Below are 24,395 nucleotides of genomic sequence, written 5' to 3' on the forward strand. Positions count from 1 at the left end.
GCTTATCTCCGGACCGGTTGATCTCGTAAACCTGCCGCGGGACGCGCTACCGGGCTGCTCGGGCAGGCTGCCGGCAACCTTATGCCAGCGCGGGAAGACCACGCCTTGATGCATATCAATAAAGATCGCCAGAGAGGCTCTCAGCCAAGGCCGCTCAAGAACTCCTCGGTCTCCATGAGCTCGAGCTGCACGGAAAAGCGGTCGTGCAGAAGCTCTAGCGATGCGTCATAGGTGTCGTCGGCGCTACTGCAGACGGCGTCCTTCAGCATGATGACACGATAGCCGAGATCGATGGCGCCGAGCGTCGTGGCAAGCACGCAGACGTCCGTTTCCCCACCGGTGACCACAAGGGTGTCGACCCGCTCGGATTGAAGAGTTGTGTGGAGGCGGCCGTCGATCCAGGGGGAATAGGTGCATTTGTCGAAATATCTTGCCGGCGGAACAAGCAAGGTCAGCGAGGAAGCCAGCTCGACGAGGTCACGCGGAAGATGCTCGCCCGTCATCATCCACCATTTCCGGTAATAGTCGCGCCATTTTCCGGGCATCGCATCCGCGCGCTGGGGCGGCACGAAGCGCGTGAAGATCGTTCGGGACGGATGCCGGCCGGCGAGTTCCTCGATCTGCGGGGAGATCCGGGCCATCCAGGGAACGTGCCACGGGGTGTCTTCGGCGAACATCCGCTGCATGTCGACGCAAAGGTGCCGCCACTCGCCGATCTCGCCCATTACATCTCCCTTCGTCCAAGAGCCTTTCCTGCTCAGAATGCTTCAATCTGACGAGGAAAGGCTCTGGGGCGTGAACCGCTGCCCGGGGCGAAAGTTCCCGACTGCCCGGCAGATCAAAAGCTGCTCAGGCAATGGCTCCGGGAACGATCGTCCGTAATGCGGCGCCGCTTTCGGATTTGCCGAAGCAGTCGAGTTCGCGAAGCGGAAGCGGTTTGGAGAAGAAGTAGCCCTGAAGATCGGTGCAGCCGAGGGCTGCCAGAAAATCCCTTTGATATTCTGTTTCCACCCCTTCGGCCGTCGTCGAAATGCCGAGGTTGCGGCTGAGCGCGACGATGGCGCCGATGATGGCCGCTCCATTGGCTTTCGTGCCGAGCAACGAGACGAACGAGCGATCGATCTTAATGCGGTCTATTTCGAAGCGCACTAGGTGGCTGAGGCATGAAAAGCCAGTTCCGAAATCGTCCAGCGATATCTGAACGCCTTGGCTGCGGAGCGACCTCAGCACCGAATAGATCTCGGAATTGTCCTCGATGAGCGAAGATTCGGTGAGCTCGAGCTCGAGCCGGTATGGCGACAGCCCGCTCTCCTCAAGCACGGCGAACACCTCCTCGGCAAAATTTGGCCTTCTCAACTGGGCGGGAGATACGTTGACCGCGACAAAGGTGCCTTCAGGCCATTTGCAGGCGGCTCTGCAGGCTTCGCGCAATACCCAAAAACCAAGCGCGTCAATAAGACCGCCCTCCTCGGCCGCAGGGATAAAGCTGGCGGGCGTCAGGAGCCCGCGCTGACTGTGACGCCAACGCACCAGCGCCTCGGCGCCCGACGCCTGAAATCCCTGCCCGGCACGATGCACCGTCTGGTAATAGACCTCGAGGGACCCGAAATCAGACCGTCCCGTAATCGGAGCCGAGGAGGAAGTCTCGGGGAATGAGGCGGTGCTCTTGGCGAGAACTTCCCGCAGCTCGTTCTTGAGGATATCGCGCGCATTTCTGCCGCCGTCCATGGACGGCGAATAGACGCGCCACTGGCCTCTTCCGCCCATTTTTGCCTCATAAAGCGCGACGTCGGCGTAACGCATGATATCGTCGGCATTGCGCCCGGCATCGGGCACGACGGTCACGCCGATCGAGCCGCCGACCCGGGCGACTGCTTCGCCCCTCAAAAGCGGGAAGGGTTTGCCAAGTTCAGCAACGATTGCATCGCAGATGGACGGCAAGGTTTGATCATCTCTGATGTTCGGGAGAAGCAGGGCAAACTCGTCCCCGCCGAGCCGGGCAAGCGTGTCGTCCGGACGAAGCAACGCGCGGATTCGCGCCGCAGCCATCCTGATGAGTTCGTCGCCGGCAGCATGGCCGAACGTGTCGTTCACCGCCTTGAAGCGGTCGAGGTCAAGAAGCGCCACTGCCGACCGTTCGGTGGAATTGCGCGGGTCGGCCAGGCACTCCTCGAACCGCATCGCGAACATGGCGCGGTTGGGAAGGCCTGTCAGCACGTCATGCAAGGCGAGCTGCCTTGCGTGCAGCTCGCTTTTCTTCAATTCGCCGAGACTGCTTCGCAGGCGCAAGAGCAGAACCGAAAACAGGACCGCGATCACCAGGGCGGCAATCGAAAGCGCCGGCATCAAGCGGCCGATCACCCTCGAACCCGGAAGATCGGGCCGCCATACGATGAAGCCGATCGGTTCACCGTTCGCCGTGGCGTCGATCTGGAACGCGACCTCGTTTTCGTCAGCGTCGGCCGTGCGCGCGAAGCGGGCGCCGTTGAGGCCCTGTTGCCGGCTCAATTCGTCGAGCGCCGCGCCGTCAAGAAACCGTACGACGATCAGGAATTGCCGCATCGGCTGCGGTTGGCTCTCGGCGGCTTCGTTGACGGCGACAATGCCCACGATGGTCGGCCGGCCTTCGAGCCGCATCAGATTGGCAAGTGCTCGGTTGGCGCGGGCGGTATCGGCGAAGCGGCTTTCCATCGATGATGGGGTCCGGTCGCTGGGAACTGTGCCCCGGCTCCCCGTAAGGCGGGCATCTTTAAGGAGAGGCAGAAAGAGCGGCCTCATCCAGCGATAGCGCTTTTCCGTTTCGGCGTCGGTCATCATGATCAGCTGCGCCTTGTCGTCGACGACGAAGGCCTGATCGTAGCCGAAGGCCGACATTGCAGTCTGGCTGATCGCACTCCCGGCCGCTGCGGTGAGAACAGTATCGAGGCTGGAGGAAACTCCGGCTGCCCGGGAGGCCGGATAGACACCGGCGAGATAGCCATTGCCGAATTGACCGATGACATGCGCGACTTGATCGACCTGTTCCCTGAGGCGCGCATTGACGAGCTGGCGCTGTCGATCGAGGGCCGCGGCGTCGCTTTCGGTTCCCGCCCAGAGCGCAGAGAGCACGACCAGTCCGATCGCTCCCAGCCCGCTGACAGCGATCAGGAACAGAATTCTCCCCGAAGCGATCCAGGATTGCTGAAACGTATTGGAGCTGGAAGGAACAACGATGTGCAAGCCTAAACCCCTGAACCCACCACGATACGGGCGCATTCGTGGAGGCTAACAAAGAAGCGTTCACGTAGAATTAAAGGCTGCGGCGCACTATGGGGCGAGATTACCTCACAAGGAGTTTCAGACATGTTGCGCCTTTCCATTCAGACTATACTCCGCGGAGCGCTGATGGCGGGCGGACTGGGTCTTCTTCTCGCCGCGACCGTACCGTTGCAGCTGGCTGCGCAAGATCGCACGCCCATGAGGGTTGCCGTCGAAGGTGCATTTCCGCCCTTCAACTATCTTGATGCGAATAACAAGCTGCAAGGCTTCGACATCGATATCGCCAATGCCCTTTGCGAAGCCGGCAAGTTCGAATGCGAATTCATCATCCAAAAGTGGGACGACATGATCCCCGATCTCGTCGCCGGCAAATACGACGCGATCATTTCCTCCATGTCGATGAGCCTGGAGCGCCGCCAGAAGGTCGCGTTCACCGCCCAATATTACACCAGCCCGTCGGTGTTCATCGCCCGTAAGGACTCGCCGATCAGTGACGTCAGCCCCGCCGCCCTCAGCGGCAAAAAACTCGGGGTGACATCGTCGACAGCGCAGGAATCTTATGCCAACCACCTGTATCCAGACATGAAAAAGACGGTTTTCCGATCTTCGCCGGAATTATACAAAGGGCTGTCGGACGGGCGCGTCGACATTATCCTTGAGGATAAACTCGCCATTTATGACTGGATCGCCAACACCAAGGCGGGGACCTGCTGCGAGTTCAAGGGGCCGGACCTGGTCGATATCACTTATTTCGGCGAGGGTGCCGGGATCGCATTGCGCCTGGATGACAAGGAGCGTCTTGCGCGCCTGAACGAAGCCTTGAAGGCCATCAAGGACGACGGGACCTATGACATGATCAACGCTAAGTATTTCCCGTTCAGCATCCAGTAGTTTTGTCGCGCGCTTCTTGTGATCGACACGTCAATTGTTTACAACGCCGCGCCTGCGAAACAGGCGCGGCGTCATAAATTTTTCCTTTGGGTCAGGCAGCTTTCGCGACCTCTCCGTGCGGATCGAGGACATATTTCGTTGCCGCGCCATGGTCGAAGCTTTCATATCCAGCGGCGGCGTCGTCGAGCGGGATGACCTTGGCGTTGACGATATCGGCGATCGGCAGCCGGTCGTGGAGGATCGCCTGCATGAGCTGGCGATTATATTTCAGCACCGGTGTCTGGCCGGTGTGGAAGGACTGCGCTTTTGCCCAACCGAGACCGAAGCGAAGCGAGAGATTGCCGTGCTTGGCGGCATTGTCGACAGCACCCGGATCCTCGGTCACGTAGAGACCGGGAATACCGATCGAGCCGGCGGCGCGGGTGATCTCCATCATCTGGTTGAGCACGATCGCCGGCTGTTCTCCGCCGGAATGGCCGCGTGCCTCGAAGCCGACCGCATCGATGGCGCTGTCCACTTCGTTGCTGCCGACGACCTCGGCAATCATGTCGCCAAGACGATCGCTCTTGGAAAGATCGATGGGTTCGAAACCGACCTTCGCGGCATGCGCCAGGCGATCATTGTTGAAATCACCGATCATGACGACGGCGGCACCGAGGATGCGAGCCGAAGCCGCAGCCGCTAGACCGACAGGGCCGGCACCGGCGACATAGACGGTCGAGCCGACCCCGACGCCTGCGCGCACTGCGCCATGAAAGCCGGTGGGCAGGATGTCGGAAAGCATTGTGAGATCGCGGATCTTCGCCATCGCCTTGTCGCGATCGGGGATTTTCAGCAGGTTGAAATCGGCATAGGGAACGGTGACGTAACGTGCCTGTCCGCCGATCCATCCGCCCATGTCGACATAGCCGTAAGCGCCGCCGGCGCGGGCTGGGTTTACCGTCAGGCAGACGCCCGTATCCTGAGATTTGCAGCAGCGGCAACGGCCGCAGGCGACATTGAACGGCACCGAGACGATGTCTCCGATGTCGAGCATCTCGACGTCGACGCCTTTCTCGATGATCTCGCCGGTGATTTCATGGCCAAGGATCAGGCCCGGCATTGCCGTCGTGCGGCCGCGGACCATGTGCTGGTCGGAGCCGCAGATATTGGTGGAGATAACCTTCAGGATCACGCCGTGTTCGATGCGGCGGCCGTCCGGCGCTTCCAGCTTCGGATCGTCGATATCGCGGACTTCGACCTTACCCGGCCGGAGATAGACGACGCCTCTATTCTTGCTCATGGATTCCTCCCATGTGTTGAATGCCTCGAGCTGCAACCGATGCAGTCGACGGCAAGCTTTCCTCCGGCCTGCCTCCTCTGCAGCCCGGCATTCACAACGCCGCATCGGGCGATGTTCGAATTTCTGAGATAGGCGGGACAGACTGGATCGAGGAGACAGCGAGCACGAAAGGTCTGGCCTGTCGTTCCGCTCATCATCGCCCGCCGCACTCCGCGGGTCTGCTACGCAAAGAGCTGGTTTCGGGCTCCAGAACCTCCTTTCGATCCATCTCGATATCTCCGGATGTCAATCCGGCGACCTCTTGAGGAGTTCAGTTCTTCTACCGCTGCCGGATCGCGCGCAGGCGGCTGGCCGGCCTCCTATAATTCATAGCGCCAGCTTGAGAGGCAGCGCCGTGAACATGACAAGAAAACCATGCCTGACGAAAAACAGCGCCCGAAAAAACGACATGGGTGACACTCAAGGCGACAGTCGGACAAGTCGCATAGCTTCCAGTTGAGGACGCAGGCTGATCCCGCGAATATGACGGTTTACCCGCATCGACCCGGCTAGCTCATGTCACCTGCGAGCGCATCAATTTGGCCAAGTGCCGTTGCCGTTCTCAATCGTGATTGGACATCCGCTGCGACCTGAGCGAGGCTGTTTTTGGGAGCGGACCATCTATTTTTCCGAAGATAGGAGGCCGAAATGGAACAGTATACAGTAGAGCAGTTGAAAACGATTGCGAAGGTCAGCACGACCTGCAAGCGCCTAGAAATAACGCGGCGCGAACGGCTTGAGCGGTGGGCCGAAAGTCTGGAACGCAGCTCCAGACCTTTCCTCAAGACGCTTCACGAAACCGAATATCAGCCGATTGCAGATCGTATCGCCTTGCGGGACGACGACACCCCAATCTCTGTTGCATTCGCTGATCCCATTCTGCGGGCGGCAGGAATGGAAAATGACAGCTATGGAGAAGCCAAGCGGTTCTTCGAACTCAGCGATGAACAACTGCACGACCTTGTCTGCTTCTGTCATTTCGGTGAACGCGTCAGCGCGGCAACGGTCGCTCGCCGCGTACGGAAGATAGCGAGTCACAAACCAGGCGGGTTTTTCGCTCAGCTTCGTGCGTTCTTTGGCTAAGTGAGGCCGAAGGTACCTGACGCTGTGAAGGCTGGTCTTGGCCACCGTGTGGAATGGTCGCCATGGCAATCGGTCGGTCGCTCATCTCAGTATGAGCGAACAGGACCAGCCCAACACGGTTGCGTCAGCGGACGGAGAAACGGCAATTAGCTAAGCTGCGGCCGCCGGCCTCGGCTGAAGTCGACCGCCGTATGCCAGAACACGGCGCCGAGAATGATGGCGCCGCCGAAATAGGTGGCGACGGGCGGCTCTTCGGAAAATAGCAGCCAGACCCAGAAAGGCGTCAGCACGATCTCCATCGTGCCGATCAGCGCCGCCTCCGCCGGCGGCATCCGCTTCGCCCCGGCGAGGAAGAGCACCAGCGCCAGCGAGAAATTCGTCGCGCCGAAGGCGGCGAGGACGATCCAATTGTGCAGGTCGAGCGAGCCGACCGAACCGAAGGGCGCGAAGATAACGAGCGTCAGGAAAGCGCTGACCACGGTCGGCGGCAGGCTCGGCACGCCGGGATCGATACGGGGAATGATGATAACGAGCGCGAAGGAAGCGGTCATACCAAGCGCCAGCAGGTCGCCCCAGCCGGTGCCGCCGCCGATCGACGAGGCGACAATGACGGCCACGCCGAAGAGCGAGATCGCGCCGGCAATCAGCGTCCGTCTGGCCACCCTCTCCTTGAGGATGAGCCAGCCGAACAAGGCGGCGATGAAAGGCGTCGTCGCATAGATCATCGTCACATTGGCGACGGTGGTCATGTAGAGCGCCCCGATGAAGCATCCCTGACTGAAGGTCTGGCAGGCAATCATAGCAAGGCCGGTGGGACGGAGGACGGAACGCCATTGTCGCCGTGAGATGCCCCCTTCGAGGAAAAGGCAGGGGATCAGCAGGAACAGGCCTCCGAACAACGACCGCCACGCGATCGCCGTCCATACGTCGGTCGTAAGCAGCCGCGAGTAAACGCCGCTGGCACTCCAGGCAAGCGTCGCGGCAATGATGAGAAGAACACCCTTCTCGTGCTCGCTGCCTGCGAGGCGTGTGGTCGGATTGTCAATGGTCACGCAGAGATTCTCAAAGAAGGAAGTCGAACGCCGCCCATTTCTGCGCCGGCAATTGACATAAGGCAAACGAATAGTAAAGATGGCTATCATCGATTTTTTCTATGGCATGTCCCATGCATGAGCCGGTCGAAAGCGATCTGTTAAGAACCTTTCTCGTCGTCGCCGAGACATCCAATTTCTCTGCGGCGGCCCAGCGCATCGGGCGGACGCAATCGGCCGTCAGCACCCAGATCAAGCGGCTCGAAGAGGCGATCGGCGAAACCCTGTTTGAGCGCGGCGCCCGTGGCGTGCTGTTGACGCGCCAAGGCATACAACTCGTGCCCTATGCCCGCCGCGTGATCGACCTCCTGAACGAGGCGGCGGCGAGAATCCGCAGCAAACCGCTCGACGGTCCTGTGCGCATCGGAATACCCGAGGAATACAGCCAGACCGTGCTGCCGGCAGCCCTTGCGGCTTTTGCCGTACGTCACCCGGCTGTCGAAGTCACAGTCTCCTGCGATTATACAATCCGCAACATCGCAGCTCTCGAGCGGGGTGAACTCGATCTCGCCGTGGTTTTCGACTGGAGCGACCAGGCGAAAGGCGAGGTCATCTGCGTCGATCCTACCGTTTGGGTCACATCCATGGTCCACCGGCTGCACGACCTGGATCCCCTTCCCATTGCGACTTATCGCAACTCCACCTGGTGTCGCGATTTTGCGCTCCGGTCGCTGGAGCAGATCGGCCGAAACTACCGGATCGCATTCATCGCCGATACAAGCTCCGGACTGAAGAACGCAGTCACCGCAGGTCTTGCCGTCACCGCGCTGTCCCGCAGCAATATCCCGTCCGGCTGCCGGGAGCTGACAACCGAAGACGGTTTCCCGCCGGTCGATTCATCCAAGGTCGTGCTACGTCGGAGCACCTACCGTTCGAGCGAGGCGGTGCGCGAGCTTGCCGAGATGGTTCGAGACGCGTTCCAGCCTATGTACGCGCTTCCGACGGTGTGATGCGCCGGCGCAAGCGGCGGCGGGTCTCGGACGGGCTCTCGGAAAAATTCGCCCGATAGCTTCGGGCAAAGGCCGAGGCCGAATTGAAGCCAGTCGCCGCAGCGATATCGGCGAACGAGGCTGTCGTCTCGATCACTTTGCGGCGTGCCGCGTTCAAGCGCAAAGCGAGATAATGCACATGCGGCGGCGCGCCGAAGCTCTGCTGAAAGAGGTCCTGGAGATGCCGGGCGCTGATGCCTACCCTGCGGGCGAGCCGCGCCAGGATCAGCGGCTGCTCGATGTGCTCCTCCATCAGCCGCACCGCCTGACTCACTCGAGGATCGTGCATGCGCAGTCCTGCCGCACCAGCCGAAAGCGGCTCGTCGGCATGAAAGGAGGGCTGCTCGTAACGGAACAGCCGGCTGACTTCGAGCGCCAGTGAATAACCCTGCCGCTGCCTGACGATCTCCAGCATCAGGTCGACGGTTGGAAGGGAACCCGATGTCGTCAGCCGCTTGCCATCGATAACGAACCGATCCTTGACCGCTCGCACCTCAGGATAAGCGAGCGCAAAATCCTCATAATCCTCCCAGTGGACGGTGGCCGGTAGCCCACGGAGCAGGCTTGCCTCGGCGAGCAACCAGGTGCCGGACTCGATGCCCGCAATCACCGAGCGGTGGCGGGCGGCCTGGGAAAGCTGCATCTTGAGGGCCGGCGTCGCGCTGCGTCGCCAGTTGTAGCTTGCCAGGACGAACAGCGGATTATCCTCGGCCGTCGCCCGAAAGGTTCCCTCCGCCGGCACCGCGATATTGCTGGTCGTCAGGATTGGCGCTCCGTCCGGCGTCAGCAGCCGCCAGCGATAAAGCTCGCTGCCGGAAATGCGGTTGGCACCGCGCAGCGGCTCGATGACCGACGCGATCAGGATCAGGTTGGTATCGGGAAGAACCAGGAGATCGATATCCAGTCGTTCCGTCGATCGTTGTAGCAAGCTGACCTCCTCGGTTCTGATAATGTATCAAGTGTCTCTGATAGTGCAAAGCATCATTGTCCGTCCTGGCGCGTAATGCTGCATAGACGGGAGAACAAAAAATGCCTCTTGCTATGAACCGCGATGTCTTCATCACCTGTGCCGTGACCGGCGCCGGCGATACGGTTTCCAGATCCAGCCACGTTCCCATCACTCCCAAGCAGATCGCGGTTTCCGCGATCGACGCCGCCAGGGCTGGGGCGGCCGTCGTTCACTGCCATGTCCGCGATCCGGAAACGGGGGCTGCCAGCCGCCGCAACGATCTCTACAGGGAGGTCACCGACCGCATCCGATCGGCCGATGTCGACGTCGTCCTCAATCTCACCGCCGGCATGGGCGGGGACCTGATCTTCGGCGATGTCGAAACCCCCCTTCCCCTCAATGCGAAAGGCACTGACATGGCGGGCGCCACCGAGCGCGTCAGCCATGTCGCCGAATGCCTGCCGGAGATCTGCACGCTCGACTGCGGCACGATGAACTTCAATCTCGGCGACTATGTCATGACCAATACGCCGGCCATGCTGCGGGCGATGGCGAGGAAGATGACGGATCTCGGTGTGCGGCCGGAGATCGAGGCCTTTGACACCGGCCATCTCTGGTTCGCCAAGCAGCTTGCCGAGGAAGGCCTGATCGAAGATCCGGTGCTGATCCAGCTCTGCATGGGCATTCCATGGGGCGCGCCCGACGATCTCAACACCTTCATGGCGATGGTCAACAACGTGCCCGACAGCTGGACCTTTTCGGCCTTTTCGATCGGCCGCAATGCCATGGCCTATCCGGCAGCGGCGGTTCTCGCAGGCGGCAACGTTCGTGTCGGTCTGGAGGATAACCTCTTCGTCGGCAAAGGCCAACTCGCCACCAATGCGCAGCTCGTCGAAAAGGCCGTGCAGGTGGTGGAAGGCATGGGCGCGCGGATCATCGGTCCGCAAGACGTCCGCGATAAACTGAAACTGACGAAGCGCTGAGGGCGGTATGACAAGGATCAGCAAAGCGGCTTGCATCGGCGGTGGCGTTATCGGCGGCGGATGGATCGCCCGTTTCCTGCTCGCCGGCATCGATGTCGACGTCTTCGACCCGCATCCGGAGGCAGGCCGGATCGTCGGCGAAGTGATTGCCAATGCCGAAAAGGCTTATGCCATGCTGACTGGCGCACCGCTACCTCCGCGCGGCCGGTTGACATTCTGCAGCACACTCGTGGAAGCCGTCGCCGATGCCGACTGGATCCAGGAAAGCGTGCCGGAAAGGCTCGACCTCAAGCGCGGCGTGCTGACACAAATTGATGCTGCGGCGCGTCCCGACGCGTTGATCGGCTCTTCCACCTCGGGACTGCTGCCGACCGATCTGCAGCGGGATATGAAGCACCCCGAGCGCCTTTTCGTCGCCCATCCCTACAACCCCGTCTATCTGCTGCCGCTCGTCGAAATCGTCGGCGGCGAGAAGACCTCGGCAGCGACCATCCGGGCAGCGATGGAACGATTGCCGCCGATCGGCATGAAGGGTGTCCACATCGCCAAGGAGATCGAAGCCTTCGTCGGCGATCGCCTGCTCGAGGCGCTCTGGCGCGAGGCCCTTTGGCTCATCCACGACGATATCTGCACCGTCGAGACGCTCGACGACGTCATCCGCTATTCCTTCGGCCTGCGTTGGGCGCAGATGGGCCTGTTCCAGACCTACCGCATCGCCGGCGGCGAAGCCGGCATGCGCCACTTCCTCGCCCAGTTCGGTCCCTGCCTCGCCTGGCCCTGGACCAAGCTCACCGATGTCGTCGACCTCGACGATGCGCTGATCGAAAAGATCGGCCGGCAATCCGACGAGCAGGCGGCTGGACTTTCAATCCGCGCGCTCGAACGCCTCCGCGACGAAAACCTCGTCGGCATTCTGCAGGCGCTGAAAGGCGGCGATGGCGGCAAAGGCTGGGGCGCCGGCAAGCTGCTGAAGGATTTCGAACAATCGCTCTGGGCGCGAGGCGGCGGTCCGGCCGTCACGGTCGATGCGTCAAAGCCGCTGAGGCTCGTCGAAACCAAGGTGAGCCCCGCCTGGGTCGATTATAACGGCCACATGACCGAACACCGCTACCTCCAGGTCTTCGGCGACACGTCGGATGCCTTGCTGCGCCTCGTCGGCGTGGACCTTGCTTATGTCGAGGCAGGCCACAGCTACTATACGGTGGAAAGCCATATCCGCCATCTCGGTGAGGCCAAGCTCGGGCAGGCGATCCATTCGACCTGCCAGGTGCTCGCCGCCGATGACAAGCGGCTGCACGTTTTCCACACTCTGTACGACACGGCGACCGACGAGGCTCTCGCCACCGCCGAGCACATGCTGCTGCATGTCGACAGCAAAGCCGGCAAGGCCGTGCCGGCGCCGGCAGCCGTGCTCGACAAGGTCAAGACAATCGCCGCGGCTCATTCGGGATTGCCGCTGCCCGAAGGCGCCGGTCGTCACGTTGGCCAGAGGCGGTAGGAGGAGCGGCATGAATTTCGGTCTCAGCGAAGAACAGGAAATGATCGTCGACACGGTTCGCGCCTTTGTCGAAACCGAAATCTATCCGCATGAGAATGAGGTCGAGCGCACCGGCATCGTCCCGCCGGAGCTCGGGCGCGAGATCCAGCGCAAATGCATCGATCTCGGCTTCTACGCCTGTAATTTCCCCGAGGAGGTCGGCGGCGCCGGCCTTGACCATGTCACCTTTACCCTGGTCGAGCGGGAGCTCGGACGCGGCTCTCTTGGGCTCACGGTATTTTTCGGCCGGCCCTCCGGCATCCTGATGGCCTGCGAGGGCGAACAGCGCGAGCGTTACCTGCTGCCTGCAGTGCGCGGCGAGAAGATCGATGCGCTCGCCATCACCGAGCCGGACGCCGGTTCCGATATGCGCGGTATGAAATGCACGGCCCGCCGCGACGGCGGCGACTTCGTCCTCAACGGCACGAAGCACTTCATCTCGCATGCCGATGTCGCCGATTTCGTCATCGTCTTTGCCGCGACGGGCGAGGAGGAAACGGCGAAAGGCATCAAGAAGAAGATCACAGCCTTTCTCGTGGATCGCGGCACGCCGGGCTTTCAAATCCTCAAAGGCTACGAATCCGTCTCGCATCGCGGCTACCATAACTGCACGCTGAGCTTCGAAGATTGCCGCATTCCCGAAGCCCAGGTGCTGGGCGAGGTGCATCGTGGGTTCGATATCGCCAATCAGTGGCTTTACGGCACCCGGCTGACGGTCGCCGCCACCTGCGTCGGCCGGGCGCGCCGCGTCTTCGAAATGGCCCTGCCCTATGCGGCCGAGCGCAAGCAGTTCGGCAAGCCGATCGGGGCCAACCAGGGCGTGTCGTTCAAGCTTGCCGACATGATCACCGAGATCGACGCGGCCGACTGGCTGACGCTTGCGGCCGCCTGGCAGGTCGATGCTGGCTGTCCCGCGGACCGGCAGATCGCCTCGGCCAAGCTCTACGCCTCCGAGATGCTGGCCCGCGTGACAGACGAGGCGATCCAGATTTACGGCGGCATGGGCCTGATGGACGATCTGCCGCTCGCCCGCTTCTGGCGCGACGCGCGTGTAGAGCGCATCTGGGACGGCACCTCCGAAATCCAGCGGCACATCATCAGCCGTGACCTTCTCAGACCTTTGGGAGCGTGAGCCGATGACCTCTCGCCCACTCGACCGCCTGCTCAGACCGCAAACGATCGCCGTCTTCGGCGGGCGCGAGGCGCGCAGGGTGATCGAGCAATGCGACCGCATGGGCTTTTCAGGCGAGATCTGGCCCGTTCATCCCAGATTGGACGATGTGCTCGGGCGCCCCTGCTATCGTTCCGTCGCCGATTTGCCTTCGGCACCGGACGCCGCTTTCGTCGGCGTCAACAGGATGCTGACGGTCGAGATCGTGCGCGCCCTTTCAATGGCCGGCGCTGGCGGCGCGGTCTGTTATGCGTCCGGCTTCAGCGAAGCCACGGCGGAACTCGGCGACGGCGCCGAGTTGCAGCAGGAACTGCTTTCGGCGGCCGGCGACATGCCGATCCTCGGGCCGAACTGCTACGGCCTCATCAATGGGCTCGACGGCGCGTTGCTCTGGCCCGATCAGCATGGCATGCGCCGACTGGAAAAAGGCGTCGCGATCCTCACCCAGTCTTCCAATATCGCCATCAACCTGACCATGCAGACGCGCGGCCTGCCAATCGCCTATGTGGTCACGGCAGGCAACCAGGCGCAGACATCGCTCGCCGATATCGCCTGCGCGCTGATCGAGGATCCGCGCGTCACGGCGGTCGGCCTCCATGTCGAAGGTTTCGGGCAAATCGCTTCCCTCGAACGCCTCGCCGCCATCGCCCGCCGGTCGAAGAAGCCGGTCGTCGTGCTGAAGGTCGGCAGGTCCGAGCAGGCAAAACACGCGGCCGTGTCGCATACCGCCTCGCTTGCCGGCAAAGATGCGGTGGCGGATGCCGTGCTCGCTCGTCTCGGCATCGGCCGTGTCCAGAGCCTGCCGGCACTGCTCGAAACCTTGAAGTTGCTGCATATCGCCGGGCCTCTCCCATGCAATTCGATCTCGTCCATGAGCTGCTCTGGCGGCGAGGCTTCGCTGATGGCGGATGCCGCTGTCGGCCGCAATGTGGAGTTCCCCGCACTACAGCCGCAGCAATTGCCGCGCTTGCGGCGGGCGCTCGGCGAAATGGTCGCGCTTGCCAATCCGCTCGATTACCACACTTTCGTTTGGGGCGATGTTGTGCGCCAGACCGAAGCCTTCAGCGCAATGTTCGAAGGGGACTACGCGCTTAATCTCGTGGTTCTCGATATTCCACGTGGTGACCGCTGCGATGCGTCCGAGTGGGTGATGACGGTAGACGCGGTCATCGCGGCGGCCTCCGCCACCGGTGCGCTGGCCGGCGTGCTCGCGACCCTTCCCGAGAACATGCCGGAGCTTGTCGCCGAGCGCCTGATGGCCAATGGCATCGTCGCCTTCTCGGGTACCGACGAAGCCATCATCGCGGCGGAAGTTTCCGCTGGGATCGGCGATGCCTGGGGTCGTCCGCCTCCCCTGCACCTGCTCAACGTCGTCCCTGTCGATGGCGAGCTCGAGACGCTGACGGAAGCGGATGCGAAGATCGAGCTTGCTGCCTGCGGCCTCCCAGTTCCCCGGGGGCTGCAGGCTTTTTCTCCCGGCGAAGCCGCCGCGCAGGCGGAACGGCTCGGTTTCCCTGTCGTGCTGAAGGGGCTCGGTATCGCGCATAAGACTGAAGCCGGGGCCGTCGTCCTCAACCTTAAGGATATTGAAGCCGTGACGAAAGCGGCGGCGGAAATGGCATCGAATGCCGGTTATCTCGTCGAGAAGATGATCGATCCGCCGGTCGCCGAACTCATTGTCGGCGCCATGCGTGACCCTGTTTTCGGTTTGTCTCTCACCTTGGGAGCGGGTGGAATCTTCGTTGAATTGGTTGAAGATTCCGTCATCCTGCCGCTTCCGGCAACGAAAACTCAGATTCACGCGGCGATTTCGCGTCTCAAACTGGCGAAACTGATCTATGGCTATCGCGGCCGGTCAAGAGGTGATCTCGAAGCTGCGGTCGATGCTGTCGCAGCTGCGGCAGAATATGTCGTAAAGAATGCGGCGCGCTTGGAGGAACTGGACATTAATCCGTTGATGGTTCTTCCCGAGGGGCAAGGTGTTGCCGCAGTCGATGCCCTGATACGGCGAAGGAGGTAGCATAGGTTGAGCGACCAGATACGCACACGACGGGACGGCGGAGTGCTTGAAGTCGTCATCGACCGGCCGAAGGCAAACGCCATCGACCTCGCAACCAGCCGCGCCATGGGATTGATCTTTCGCGATTTCCGCGACGACCCTGACTTGCGCGTTGCCATCGTCACGGGTGCGAGCGAAAAGTTTTTCTGCGCCGGATGGGATCTAAAGGCGGCTGCTTCGGGCGATGCTGTCGACGGCGACTACGGCGTGGGTGGCTTCGGTGGGCTGCAGGAACTGCGTGACCTCAACAAGCCCGTCATCTCAGCGATCAACGGCATCTGTTGCGGCGGCGGACTGGAGATCGCGCTCGCGACCGATCTGATACTCGCTGCCGAGAATGCGACTTTTGCCTTGCCGGAAATCCGCTCCGGCACGGTTGCCGACGCCGCGTCGATCAAGCTGCCGAAGCGCATCCCCTATCATATCGCCATGGACATGCTTTTGACGGGGCGTTGGCTCGACGTTCACGAAGCGCATCGCTGGGGTTTCGTCAATGAGATCTTGCCGGCCCAGCGCTTGATGGCGAGAGCCTGGGAGCTTGCCCGATTACTCGAAAGCGGGCCGCCGCTCGTCTATGCTGCGATCAAGGAAATCGTGCGCGAAGCGGAGGGTTCGACGTTCCAGACTGCCATGAACAAGATCACCAAGCGGCAGTTTGCAACGGTCGACAGACTCTATTCGAGCGAAGACCAATTGGAAGGCGCGCGGGCTTTTGCGGAGAAGCGAAGCCCCATTTGGAAAGGACGATAAGGAGGCGGCGGCAACCGCGCATTTTCCCGCATGATGCGGGCACCGGAGGTGGAGAGGAAACCGCCTGCGATCCTGCCCGGAAGTTCTGTCAACGCACCAAAGAAGGAACTGGGGAATGAACGACTATAGCAAATATCTCGCAAGCCGCGTCACCGCCGGCGGGCTCAGCCGCCGCGAATTCATGGGACGCGCCATGGCGGCCGGCATTACACTTGCCGTCGCCGACAAGCTCTTCACCGAAAGTGCCGAAGCCGCGGAACCGAAACGCGGCGGTCACCTGAAGCTCGGCCTCGAAGGCGGTGCCGCCACCGATTCCAAGGACCCGGCGAAGTTTCTGTCGCAATTCATGTTCTGCGTCGGCCGCTGCTGGGGCGACATGCTGGTCGAATCCGACCCGCTGACGGGGGCTGCCGTGCCGGCGCTCGCCGAATCCTGGGAGCCGTCGAAGGATGCCGTCACCTGGACTTTCAAGATCCGCAAGGGCGTCAAGTTCCACGATGGCAAGGAGCTGACGATCGACGACGTCGTCGCAACGCTGAAGCGTCACACCGACGCGAAATCGGAATCCGGTGCACTCGGCGTTCTCGGCTCGATCAAGGAGATCAAGGCCGATGGCGGCAACCTCGTCCTGACGCTCAGCGAAGGCAATGCCGATATGCCGCTGCTGCTCTCCGACTATCATCTGGTTATCCAGCCGAATGGCGGCGTCGACGATCCGCTCGCTTCGATCGGCACCGGTCCCTATAAGATGACGAGCTTCGAGCCTGGCGTCCGCGCCACCTTCGAGAAGAACAAGGACGACTGGCGCAGCGACCGCGGCTATGTCGATTCGATCGAAATCATCGGTATGAACGACGCCACCGCCCGTATCGCGGCGCTCTCGTCGGGCCAGGTACACTACATCAACCGCGTCGACCCGAAGACCGTCAACCTCTTGAAACGCGCTCCTAATGTCGAGATCCTCTCGACCGCCGGCCGCGGCCATTACGTCTTCATCATGCATTGCGACAAGGCGCCGTTTGACAATAACGACCTGCGCCTTGCGCTTAAATACGCCATGGACCGGGAGACCATGGTGGAGAAGATCCTCGGCGGCTATGGCAAGGTCGGAAACGACTTTCCGATCAACGCCACTTATGCATTGTTCCCAGAGGGTATCGAGCAGCGCGCCTACGATCCCGACAAGGCTGCCTTCCATTACAAGAAGTCGGGCCATAGCGGCTCGGTCCTCCTGCGCACCTCGGAAGTCGCCTTCCCCGGCGCCGTCGATGCCGCTGTCCTTTATCAGGAAAGCTGCAAGAAGGCCGGGATCGAGATCGAGGTCAAGCGCGAACCGGGCGACGGTTACTGGACCAACGTCTGGAACGTCCAGCCCTTCTCGACCTCCTACTGGGGTGGCCGGCCGACGCAGGACCAGATGTATTCCACCGCCTATCTCTCAACGGCGGACTGGAACGATACCCGCTTCAAGCGGCCCGACTTCGACAAGCTGCTGCTGGAGGCCCGTGCAGAGCTCGACGAAGCCAAGCGCAAGGAGATGTATCGCACCATGGCGATGATGGTGCGTGACGAAGGCGGGCTGATCCTGCCGATGTTCAACGATTTCGTGAACGCCTCCACCAAGCAGGTGAAGGGCTATGTCCATGATATCGGCAACGACATGTCGAACGGCTACGTCGCAACCCGCGTCTGGCTGGATGCCTAAGGGGCTTAGCGCCCTTTGATCTCCGACGAAGCCGGGACCGCGGGATAAGACCTGCGGTCCCTCCTGACGTTTTACGAGAGGCCTCCGCCATGACCAATCCCGCTCCGAGCAATATCTTGCCCGGCCTCAGGTTCCGACAGCGATTTCCGTTGCTGGCCCTTATCCTCGAACGCCTGCTGCTCAGCGTCGTTCTGCTTTTTGCCGTCTCGATCCTCATCTTCGGCGGCCTCGAAGCTCTTCCCGGCGACTTTGCCACCACCTATCTCGGCCAGTCGGCGACGCCGCAGGCAGTCGCCAATATCCGTCAGGATCTCGGGCTCGATCGGCCGGTGACGACGCGTTATGTCGAATGGCTCGGCAATGCCGTTCAGGGCGATTTCGGCACCTCCTGGGCCAGCAAGAACTCGGTGAGCGAACAGATCGGCAAACGTCTCGGCAATTCGCTTTTTCTGGCGGGTTTCGCAGCTGTCATATCGGTGCCGCTCGCTGTCGGGCTCGGCATGCTGTCGGTGCATTTCCGCAACCGCCTGCCCGACAAGATCATCAACGTCATCTCGCTTGCGGCGATCTCGCTGCCGGAATTTTTTATCGGCTACCTGCTGATCCTATTCTTCGCGGTGAAGTTCGGCATGGCGACCTTCCCGGCGACCGTCTACGACAGCATGGTTTTCACAGAGCGGTTGAAGGCGATCGCCCTGCCGACGGCGACCCTGGTGCTCGTCGTGCTCGCGCATATGATGCGCATGACGCGCGCGGCGATCCTCTCCGTCATGTCCTCGGCCTATATGGAGACGGCTGAACTGAAGGGTTTGAGCGCCTTCCGCGCGATCGTCAAACACGCCGCCCCCAACGCGCTCGCGCCGATCATCAATGTCGTGGCTTTGAACCTTGCCTATCTCGTCGTCGGGGTCGTCGTCGTCGAGGTTGTCTTCGTCTATCCCGGTATGGGGCAATATATGGTCGATGCGGTTACCGTGCGCGACATGCCGGTCGTGCAGGCCTGCGGCCTGATCTTCGCGGCCGTCTACATCTTGCTCAACATGATGGCCGACATTCTCGCGATCATCGCCAATCCCCGACTGAGGCATCCGCGATGAGAGCAAGAGACATCCCCATCACCGCCTGGACCGGCATGGCCGGCATCGCCCTCGCCTTCATCTTCGCGATCTTTGCGCCCTGGATTGCGCCCTATGGCGAAACCCAGGTCGTCGGCGACGTCTGGCAGCTGCCTGACGATAAATATATCTTCGGCCTCGACAATCTCGGCCGCGACATCCTCTCGCGGCTGATCTATGGCGCGCGCACGACGCTGCTGGTCGCGTCTGCCGCCACCATCATCTCATTCTCGCTCGGCGTCATCCTAAGCTTCACCGCCGCAGTGTCGCGCGGGCTGATCGACACGGTCTTTTCGCGCTTCAATGACCTAATGATGTCGATCCCGACGCTGATCTTCGCGCTTGTGGTGCTGGCGGTCCTGCCGCAGAACATGGTCGTCCTGATCCTCGTCATGGCGGTCCTGGATTCCACCCGCGTCTATCGTCTCGGCCGTGCCGTGGCGCTCGATGTCGCGGTGATGGAATTCGTCGAAGCGGCGAAGCTGCGTGGGGAAGGCAAGCTCTGGATCATCTTCCGCGAGATCCTGCCGAACACGCTGTCGCCGCTGCTGGCCGAGTTCGGCCTGCGCTTCGCCTTCTCGATCCTGTTCCTCTCGACGCTGTCCTTTCTCGGCCTCGGCATTCAGCCGCCGGCGGCGGATTGGGGCGGCATGGTCAAGGACAACAAGGACGGAATCATCTTCGGCATATCGGCCGCCCTTGTGCCGGGTACGGCCATCGCCGTCCTTGCCATCTGCGTCAACCTCGTCGTCGACTGGCTCCTGAAACGCACATCCAGCCTCAAGGGAGGGCGCGGCGATGCCTGAGCTTCTTTCCGTCCGCAATCTGAAGATCGAGGCGACCAGCTATCCACCCGGCGAACCGCCCAAGCGGGTGACGATCGTCGACGGCGTTTCCTTCGATCTTCAGAAGGGCAAGGTTCTCGGTCTGATCGGGGAATCGGGCGCCGGCAAGTCGACGATCGGTCTCTCGGCGCTAGCCTATGGCCGTGGGGGTGCCGAAATCACCGGCGGCGAGGTGCGGCTCGGCGGCACCGACATTCTGGCGCTCGGCAAGAACGGCATCCAGAAAATCCGCGGCGCCCGGGTCTGCTACGTCGCCCAATCGGCGGCGGCCGCCTTCAATCCGGCGCACAGGCTCGGCGATCAGGTGATCGAAGCGTCGGTCAAGCATGGTCTGATGACCAAAGATGAGGCGCGCAAACGGGCGCTTTATCTGTTCCGTGTTCTCGGATTACCCAACCCCGAAAGCTTCGGTGAGCGCTTTGCCCATCAGGTTTCCGGCGGCCAGTTGCAGCGCGCAATGACGGCGATGGCGCTTTGTTCGAACCCCGAACTCATCGTGTTCGACGAGCCGACGACGGCGCTTGACGTCACCACGCAGATCGACGTGCTGGCGGCGATCAAGCATGCCATCGAGGAAACGCATACAGCCGCGCTCTACATCACCCACGACCTTGCCGTCGTCGCCCAGATCTCCGACGACATCATGGTCTTGCGCCATGGCAGGCAAGTGGAATATGGCAGCGTCCAGCAGATCATCGAGGCGCCGCAACAGGACTATACGCGCGCCCTCGTCAATGTCAGGCAAGCCTATCGCGACGAAGCCGCAGACCAGTCATCGGCCCTACTCAAGGTGGAAAATCTCAGCGCCGAATATTCCAACGGCTTCAAGGTGCTGCACGATGTCTCGCTGCATGTCCCCAGGGGTCAGACGCTTGCGGTCGTCGGCGAATCCGGCTCGGGTAAATCGAGTCTGGCGCGCGCCATCACCGGCCTTTTGCCGCCGAGCAGCGGGCGTATCGTCTTTGACGGCAAGCCTTTGATGCCAGGCCTCAAGAGCCGGCCCAACGATGATCTCCGGCGCATTCAGCTGATTTACCAGATGGCCGACACGGCGATGAACCCGCGCCAGACGGTGCGCGACATCATCGGCCGCCCGCTGACTTTCTACTATGGCCTGAGAGGTGCAGAGAAAACCGCCAGGGTGAAGGAATTGCTCGATCAGATCGAAATGGGCAATGGCTTCATCGACCGCTATCCGGCTGAACTGTCCGGCGGCCAGAAGCAGCGGGTAGCGATCGCCAGAGCGCTTGCCGCCAAGCCAGAACTCATCCTCTGCGACGAGCCGACCTCGGCGCTCGATCCGCTGGTGGCGGAGGGCATCCTCAAGCTGCTGCTGCGCCTGCAGGAGGAAGAGCAGCTTTCCTATGTCTTCATCACCCACGACATCGCAATCGTCCGGGCGATCGCCGACAGCGTGGCGGTGATGCATCGCGGCAAGCTGGTGCGCTTCGGCCCGAAATCGACGGCGCTGTCGCCGCCCTTTGACGATTACACCGACCTGCTTCTGAAATCCGTACCGGAGATGGAAATCGGCTGGCTGGAACGGGTGCTTGCCACACGTCGTATGGAAAGCGCCGGCAACTGAATGGGCATCAAGGAATCAGCATGACCTCGCGCGGCTTTACCACCATCGAGAATGAATGGATTACGCTGAAGGACGGAACGCGGCTTGCCGCGCGCATGTGGATGCCCGAGGGCGCGGAGGACGATCCCGTTCCCGCCGTTTTCGAATTCCTGCCCTACCGCAAGCGCGACGGGACGAGCCTCAGGGACGAGTCGACCTATCCGGTCTTCGCGGCCGCAGGCATTGCCGGCGTGCGTGTCGACATTCGCGGATCCGGAGAATCCGAGGGCGTCATCGACGGCGAATATACCGAGCGCGAACTTACCGATGCCTGCGAGCTGATCGCCTGGATCGCCGAGCAGCCATGGTCGAACGGTTCGGTCGGCATGATGGGTATCTCCTGGGGCGGCTTCAACAGCCTTCAGGTCGCAGCATTGCGCCCGCCGGCGCTGAAGGCGGTCATCTCGATCGCCTCGACCGTCGACCGGTACAACGACGACATCCACTACAAGAACGGCTGCCACCTCTCCGCGCAACTCTCCTGGGCGGCAACCATGCTCGGCTACCAGTCGCGCCCGCCCGATCCGGTGCTCGTCGGCGAGCGCTGGAAGGAGATGTGGCTGGAACGTCTGGCCGGCGAACCGTTCTTCATGGAGGAGTGGCTGGCTCACCAGCGGCGCGACGGTTTCTGGCGACACGGTTCGATCTCAGAGGATTTTTCGGACGTGGATATCCCAGCGCTCGTCATTGCCGGCTGGGCGGACGGCTACCGCAATACGCCTCTGATGGCGGTGGAAGGTCTCGGCGGAAAGGCAAAAGCGCTGATCGGCCCGTGGGTTCATAAATATCCGCACTTTGCCTGGCCGAAGCCGCGCGTCGACTTCCACAGCGAGGCGATCGCCTGGTGGAACAAATGGCTGCGCGGCGAGGACAATGGGATCGACCGGCTGCCGCAGGTCCGCGCCTACATTCTCGACGCCGTCAGGCCTGCCGCCCGACGCGACAGCGATCCAGGCTTCTGGATCGCCAAAGAGGACTGGTCGCCGCCGCGGATGCAATGCTTCTATGTCGAGCAATTCGGGCGGTTGACGCAAGGCATGCCGATCCCGCATGCGCCCGAGCATCCCATCTATCTCCATTCGCCCCTCGACACGGGCACGGCATCGGGGGAATATTTTACGCTGAAACCCGACGCCGAAATGGCCATCGACCAACGCTGCGACGATGCCGGCTCTCTCGTCTTCGACACGGCGCCGCTTGCAGGGGATCATGACTATCTCGGCCGGCCCGTCGTGACGCTTGCGTTGCGCGCGCACGCGACCGGCGGCAATCTCTGTGCCCGGCTGGTCGATGTCCATCCGGACGGCACGGCCACGCGTGTCGCCTTCGGCGTGATCAATCTCACCCACCGTCAAGGCAATGCCGATCCTGAGCCGCTCACGCCGGGAGAGAGAGTGCCGATCCGGCTCATGCTCGATGCCTGCGGCTATCGCTTCCGCAAGGGGCATCGCATCCGCCTTTCCCTTTCGACCGCCTATTGGCCGATGATCCTGCCGCCGCCCGATGAACATGGCGTCGAGATCGATGTTGCAACGCTCGGCCTGGCGCTGCCCTTGCTCGGGGACCACCGGAAGATCGAAATCGATGAACCGGCCAATCCCGATCCCCTGCCCAAATATATCGAGCATGCAGGCGCCGCGACGAAGCGTCAGGTCGTCCGGAACCTCTCGGCCAACCGCACGGATTATCGTATCCACGAGGAGACCGGGCTTTACGAACATCCCGAGACTGGCCTGTCGACGCGGCAATTGCGGGAGGAGGTCTGGTCGATCTCGCCGGATGACCCGCTGTCGATGACCGGCACTTCGACCTGGACCTGCGACATGCACCGGCCCGGCTGGTTCGTCCGCACCGTCGCGACCGCGCGAATTGCCTGCACCGCGAATGATTGGGTCATCAGCGCTGTCGTCACTGCTTTCGAGGATGATGTGCAGATCTTCGAAAAGATCTTTGCCGAAAAGCGGATCGCGCGCGACCTGATGTGATCGTCAGGGCGCCGCGAAATGCCGAACCGCCTCGCAGACGGCGTGGAAGCCGTCGCGCGCGCCTTCACTCATGTGCCGGGCGCGCAGCCAGGCATGCACCATCTGCGGTTCCTCCCGAAAGGAGACCTCGACACCCTCCGCTGCGAGCCGGGCCGCATACTGGCGGCCGTCGTCTCTCAAGGGATCGAAATGCGCGACGGTTATATAGGTGGGCGGCAGTCCTGCGAGCGAAGATGCGTTCAGCGGCTCGGCGATCTCGGCGCCTGCCGGCGCCTGCAGGATCTCGCGATAATAGGCAACATCCGCCGTGGTCAGGCCAGGCGCCGCAGCCATTTCGACATAGGAGCCGGCGGCCAGGTCTCCGCCAAGCGCCGGGTAGATCAGGACCTGACCGACGACGCCGGGCAGGCCTTCGTCGCGTGCGCGTAATGCAAGGCCCGCCGCAAGGTTGCCGCCGGCGCTGTCGCCGATCAGCACGACCTTGTTGCTGGCCGAAAGGAGATGCTTCAGCACGGCAAAGCCGTCATCCGTCTGTGCCGGCCAGCGGTATTCGGGAGCCAGGCGATAATCGACGGAAACGAGTTCTGCACCGGCAAAATCGGCAATCTCGGCACAGATGGCATGATGGCTCTCCAGCGAACCGACGACGAAACCGCCGCCATGGAGATAGAGAAGAACCGTGCGCGTGCTGATCTTGCGGGGACGGTAGCGCCGGATCGGAATGCGCTGGACCATGCCGTCGGCAAAAACCATGTCAGGCGGCAGCGGGCGGTCGAACCGCGCGCATAGGGCATCGTACCAGTTTCGCTGCTGCTCGACTGACGCTTCGACGGCGTCCTGGGGATAGAAACTATCGCAAATATCGAGAAACTGCAGGATGGCTTTTTCGGTAGGGACAGGCGATGGAGCGGACATGGAGAGTCCTTTCGATTTGGGACATGCAGATCCATGCCCTTGGCCGACTCTGCCATCATCATGCGCCTGCGGGGCGAAGGCAATCTGTCTGGTCGCGACTCGCGGATGTCGTGATGCTTCATTA

Annotated in this window: 19 protein-coding genes; 13 read left to right on the top strand and 6 right to left on the bottom strand. The window is 61.8% G+C overall.

All coding sequences use genetic code 11. The annotated features are described in order from the left end of the window. Positions 1–140: 140 nt before the first annotated feature. Both J2J98_RS28750 and J2J98_RS28755 read right to left on the bottom strand, forming a co-directional pair. The gene (locus J2J98_RS28750; RefSeq protein ID WP_207604025.1) at positions 141–725 is read right to left on the bottom strand and encodes a cysteine hydrolase family protein; all 585 of its coding nucleotides are present in this window, start codon (positions 723–725) and stop codon (positions 141–143) included. A 124-nt stretch (positions 726–849) separates the two neighbouring features. After that, positions 850–3,219, bottom strand: a complete 2,370-nt coding sequence (locus J2J98_RS28755) for a putative bifunctional diguanylate cyclase/phosphodiesterase (RefSeq protein WP_207604026.1) — start codon at positions 3,217–3,219, stop codon at positions 850–852. A gap of 123 nt (positions 3,220–3,342) precedes the next feature. On the opposite strand from J2J98_RS28755, the gene J2J98_RS28760 reads away from it, so the two are divergent. Then, positions 3,343–4,149 (top strand): ABC transporter substrate-binding protein, encoded by an 807-nt coding sequence (locus J2J98_RS28760; RefSeq protein ID WP_064709277.1) that lies wholly within the window; start codon positions 3,343–3,345, stop codon positions 4,147–4,149. Positions 4,150–4,240: 91 nt separating this feature from the next. Here J2J98_RS28760 and fdhA read toward each other — a convergent pair whose 3' ends face one another. Next, positions 4,241–5,431 (bottom strand): formaldehyde dehydrogenase, glutathione-independent, encoded by a 1,191-nt coding sequence (gene fdhA, locus J2J98_RS28765; protein WP_207604027.1) that lies wholly within the window; start codon positions 5,429–5,431, stop codon positions 4,241–4,243. A 687-nt stretch (positions 5,432–6,118) separates the two neighbouring features. On the opposite strand from fdhA, the gene J2J98_RS28770 reads away from it, so the two are divergent. Continuing rightward, the gene (locus J2J98_RS28770) at positions 6,119–6,553 is read left to right on the top strand and encodes a hypothetical protein (RefSeq protein WP_064712920.1); all 435 of its coding nucleotides are present in this window, start codon (positions 6,119–6,121) and stop codon (positions 6,551–6,553) included. Positions 6,554–6,699: 146 nt separating this feature from the next. Here the strand turns inward: J2J98_RS28770 and J2J98_RS28775 are convergent, their stop codons facing one another. After that, complete coding sequence (locus tag J2J98_RS28775; RefSeq protein ID WP_064709279.1) at positions 6,700–7,605, bottom strand: DMT family transporter; 906 nt, start codon at positions 7,603–7,605, stop codon at positions 6,700–6,702. Positions 7,606–7,718: 113 nt separating this feature from the next. Here J2J98_RS28775 and J2J98_RS28780 point away from each other — a divergent pair, with 113 nt between their 5' ends. Beyond that, a complete protein-coding gene (locus J2J98_RS28780) occupies positions 7,719–8,594 on the top strand; it encodes a LysR substrate-binding domain-containing protein (RefSeq protein WP_207604028.1) in 876 nt (291 codons plus the stop codon). Here the strand turns inward: J2J98_RS28780 and J2J98_RS28785 are convergent. Continuing rightward, positions 8,569–9,561 carry a GlxA family transcriptional regulator gene (locus tag J2J98_RS28785; RefSeq protein WP_207604029.1) on the bottom strand — a complete coding sequence of 331 codons (993 nt, stop codon included), beginning with the start codon at positions 9,559–9,561 and terminating at the stop codon, positions 8,569–8,571. The two genes, J2J98_RS28780 and J2J98_RS28785, sit on opposite strands and share 26 nt — an antisense overlap. 101 nt (positions 9,562–9,662) lie before the next feature. Here J2J98_RS28785 and bcoG point away from each other — a divergent pair, with 101 nt between their 5' ends. From bcoG to J2J98_RS28835, 10 genes are all read left to right on the top strand, one after another. Then, positions 9,663–10,565, top strand: a complete 903-nt coding sequence (bcoG, locus tag J2J98_RS28790; protein ID WP_064709282.1) for a 3-dehydrocarnitine:acetyl-CoA trimethylamine transferase BcoG — start codon at positions 9,663–9,665, stop codon at positions 10,563–10,565. 7 nt (positions 10,566–10,572) lie between these two features. Then, a complete protein-coding gene (locus J2J98_RS28795; RefSeq protein WP_207604030.1) occupies positions 10,573–12,063 on the top strand; it encodes a carnitine 3-dehydrogenase in 1,491 nt (496 codons plus the stop codon). 10 nt (positions 12,064–12,073) lie between these two features. After that, on the top strand, positions 12,074–13,234 hold the full coding sequence (locus tag J2J98_RS28800) for an acyl-CoA dehydrogenase family protein (protein ID WP_207604031.1): 1,161 nt from the start codon (positions 12,074–12,076) through the stop codon (positions 13,232–13,234). Between the two features lie 4 nt (positions 13,235–13,238). Then, the gene (locus tag J2J98_RS28805; protein WP_207604032.1) at positions 13,239–15,293 is read left to right on the top strand and encodes an acetate--CoA ligase family protein; all 2,055 of its coding nucleotides are present in this window, start codon (positions 13,239–13,241) and stop codon (positions 15,291–15,293) included. 6 nt (positions 15,294–15,299) lie between these two features. Continuing rightward, on the top strand, positions 15,300–16,082 hold the full coding sequence (locus J2J98_RS28810) for a carnitinyl-CoA dehydratase (protein WP_138395969.1): 783 nt from the start codon (positions 15,300–15,302) through the stop codon (positions 16,080–16,082). Between the two features lie 115 nt (positions 16,083–16,197). Further along, positions 16,198–17,787: an ABC transporter substrate-binding protein gene (locus J2J98_RS28815; protein WP_064709287.1), complete on the top strand. Its 1,590-nt coding sequence runs from the start codon at positions 16,198–16,200 to the stop codon at positions 17,785–17,787. An 89-nt stretch (positions 17,788–17,876) separates the two neighbouring features. Further along, on the top strand, positions 17,877–18,884 hold the full coding sequence (locus J2J98_RS28820; protein WP_064709288.1) for an ABC transporter permease: 1,008 nt from the start codon (positions 17,877–17,879) through the stop codon (positions 18,882–18,884). Further along, a complete protein-coding gene (locus J2J98_RS28825; RefSeq protein WP_207604033.1) occupies positions 18,881–19,708 on the top strand; it encodes an ABC transporter permease in 828 nt (275 codons plus the stop codon). Before J2J98_RS28820 ends, J2J98_RS28825 begins: the two co-directional genes overlap by 4 nt. Continuing rightward, on the top strand, positions 19,701–21,332 hold the full coding sequence (locus J2J98_RS28830) for an ABC transporter ATP-binding protein (protein WP_207604034.1): 1,632 nt from the start codon (positions 19,701–19,703) through the stop codon (positions 21,330–21,332). The genes J2J98_RS28825 and J2J98_RS28830 overlap by 8 nt, the downstream gene beginning before the upstream one ends. A gap of 20 nt (positions 21,333–21,352) precedes the next feature. Beyond that, positions 21,353–23,356: a CocE/NonD family hydrolase gene (locus J2J98_RS28835; protein WP_207604035.1), complete on the top strand. Its 2,004-nt coding sequence runs from the start codon at positions 21,353–21,355 to the stop codon at positions 23,354–23,356. Positions 23,357–23,359: 3 nt separating this feature from the next. Here the strand turns inward: J2J98_RS28835 and J2J98_RS28840 are convergent, their stop codons facing one another. Continuing rightward, entirely contained in the window at positions 23,360–24,271 is a 912-nt protein-coding gene (locus tag J2J98_RS28840; RefSeq protein ID WP_064712929.1) for an alpha/beta hydrolase, read from the bottom strand. Between the last annotated feature and the right edge of the window lie 124 nt (positions 24,272–24,395).

This window comes from Rhizobium bangladeshense, from assembly GCF_017357245.1.
GTDB lineage: Bacteria > Pseudomonadota > Alphaproteobacteria > Rhizobiales > Rhizobiaceae > Rhizobium > Rhizobium bangladeshense.

Coding starts and splice junctions, on each gene's coding strand:
- J2J98_RS28840 (WP_064712929.1), bottom strand. CDS start 24,271: ATGTCCGCTCCATCGCCTGTCCCTACCGAAAAAGCCATCCTGCAGTTT.
- J2J98_RS28825 (WP_207604033.1), top strand. CDS start 18,881: ATGAGAGCAAGAGACATCCCCATCACCGCCTGGACCGGCATGGCCGGC.
- bcoG (WP_064709282.1), top strand. CDS start 9,663: ATGCCTCTTGCTATGAACCGCGATGTCTTCATCACCTGTGCCGTGACC.
- J2J98_RS28795 (WP_207604030.1), top strand. CDS start 10,573: ATGACAAGGATCAGCAAAGCGGCTTGCATCGGCGGTGGCGTTATCGGC.
- J2J98_RS28835 (WP_207604035.1), top strand. CDS start 21,353: ATGACCTCGCGCGGCTTTACCACCATCGAGAATGAATGGATTACGCTG.
- J2J98_RS28820 (WP_064709288.1), top strand. CDS start 17,877: ATGACCAATCCCGCTCCGAGCAATATCTTGCCCGGCCTCAGGTTCCGA.
- J2J98_RS28750 (WP_207604025.1), bottom strand. CDS start 725: ATGGGCGAGATCGGCGAGTGGCGGCACCTTTGCGTCGACATGCAGCGG.
- J2J98_RS28760 (WP_064709277.1), top strand. CDS start 3,343: ATGTTGCGCCTTTCCATTCAGACTATACTCCGCGGAGCGCTGATGGCG.
- J2J98_RS28805 (WP_207604032.1), top strand. CDS start 13,239: ATGACCTCTCGCCCACTCGACCGCCTGCTCAGACCGCAAACGATCGCC.
- fdhA (WP_207604027.1), bottom strand. CDS start 5,431: ATGAGCAAGAATAGAGGCGTCGTCTATCTCCGGCCGGGTAAGGTCGAA.
- J2J98_RS28770 (WP_064712920.1), top strand. CDS start 6,119: ATGGAACAGTATACAGTAGAGCAGTTGAAAACGATTGCGAAGGTCAGC.
- J2J98_RS28800 (WP_207604031.1), top strand. CDS start 12,074: ATGAATTTCGGTCTCAGCGAAGAACAGGAAATGATCGTCGACACGGTT.
- J2J98_RS28815 (WP_064709287.1), top strand. CDS start 16,198: ATGAACGACTATAGCAAATATCTCGCAAGCCGCGTCACCGCCGGCGGG.
- J2J98_RS28830 (WP_207604034.1), top strand. CDS start 19,701: ATGCCTGAGCTTCTTTCCGTCCGCAATCTGAAGATCGAGGCGACCAGC.
- J2J98_RS28780 (WP_207604028.1), top strand. CDS start 7,719: ATGCATGAGCCGGTCGAAAGCGATCTGTTAAGAACCTTTCTCGTCGTC.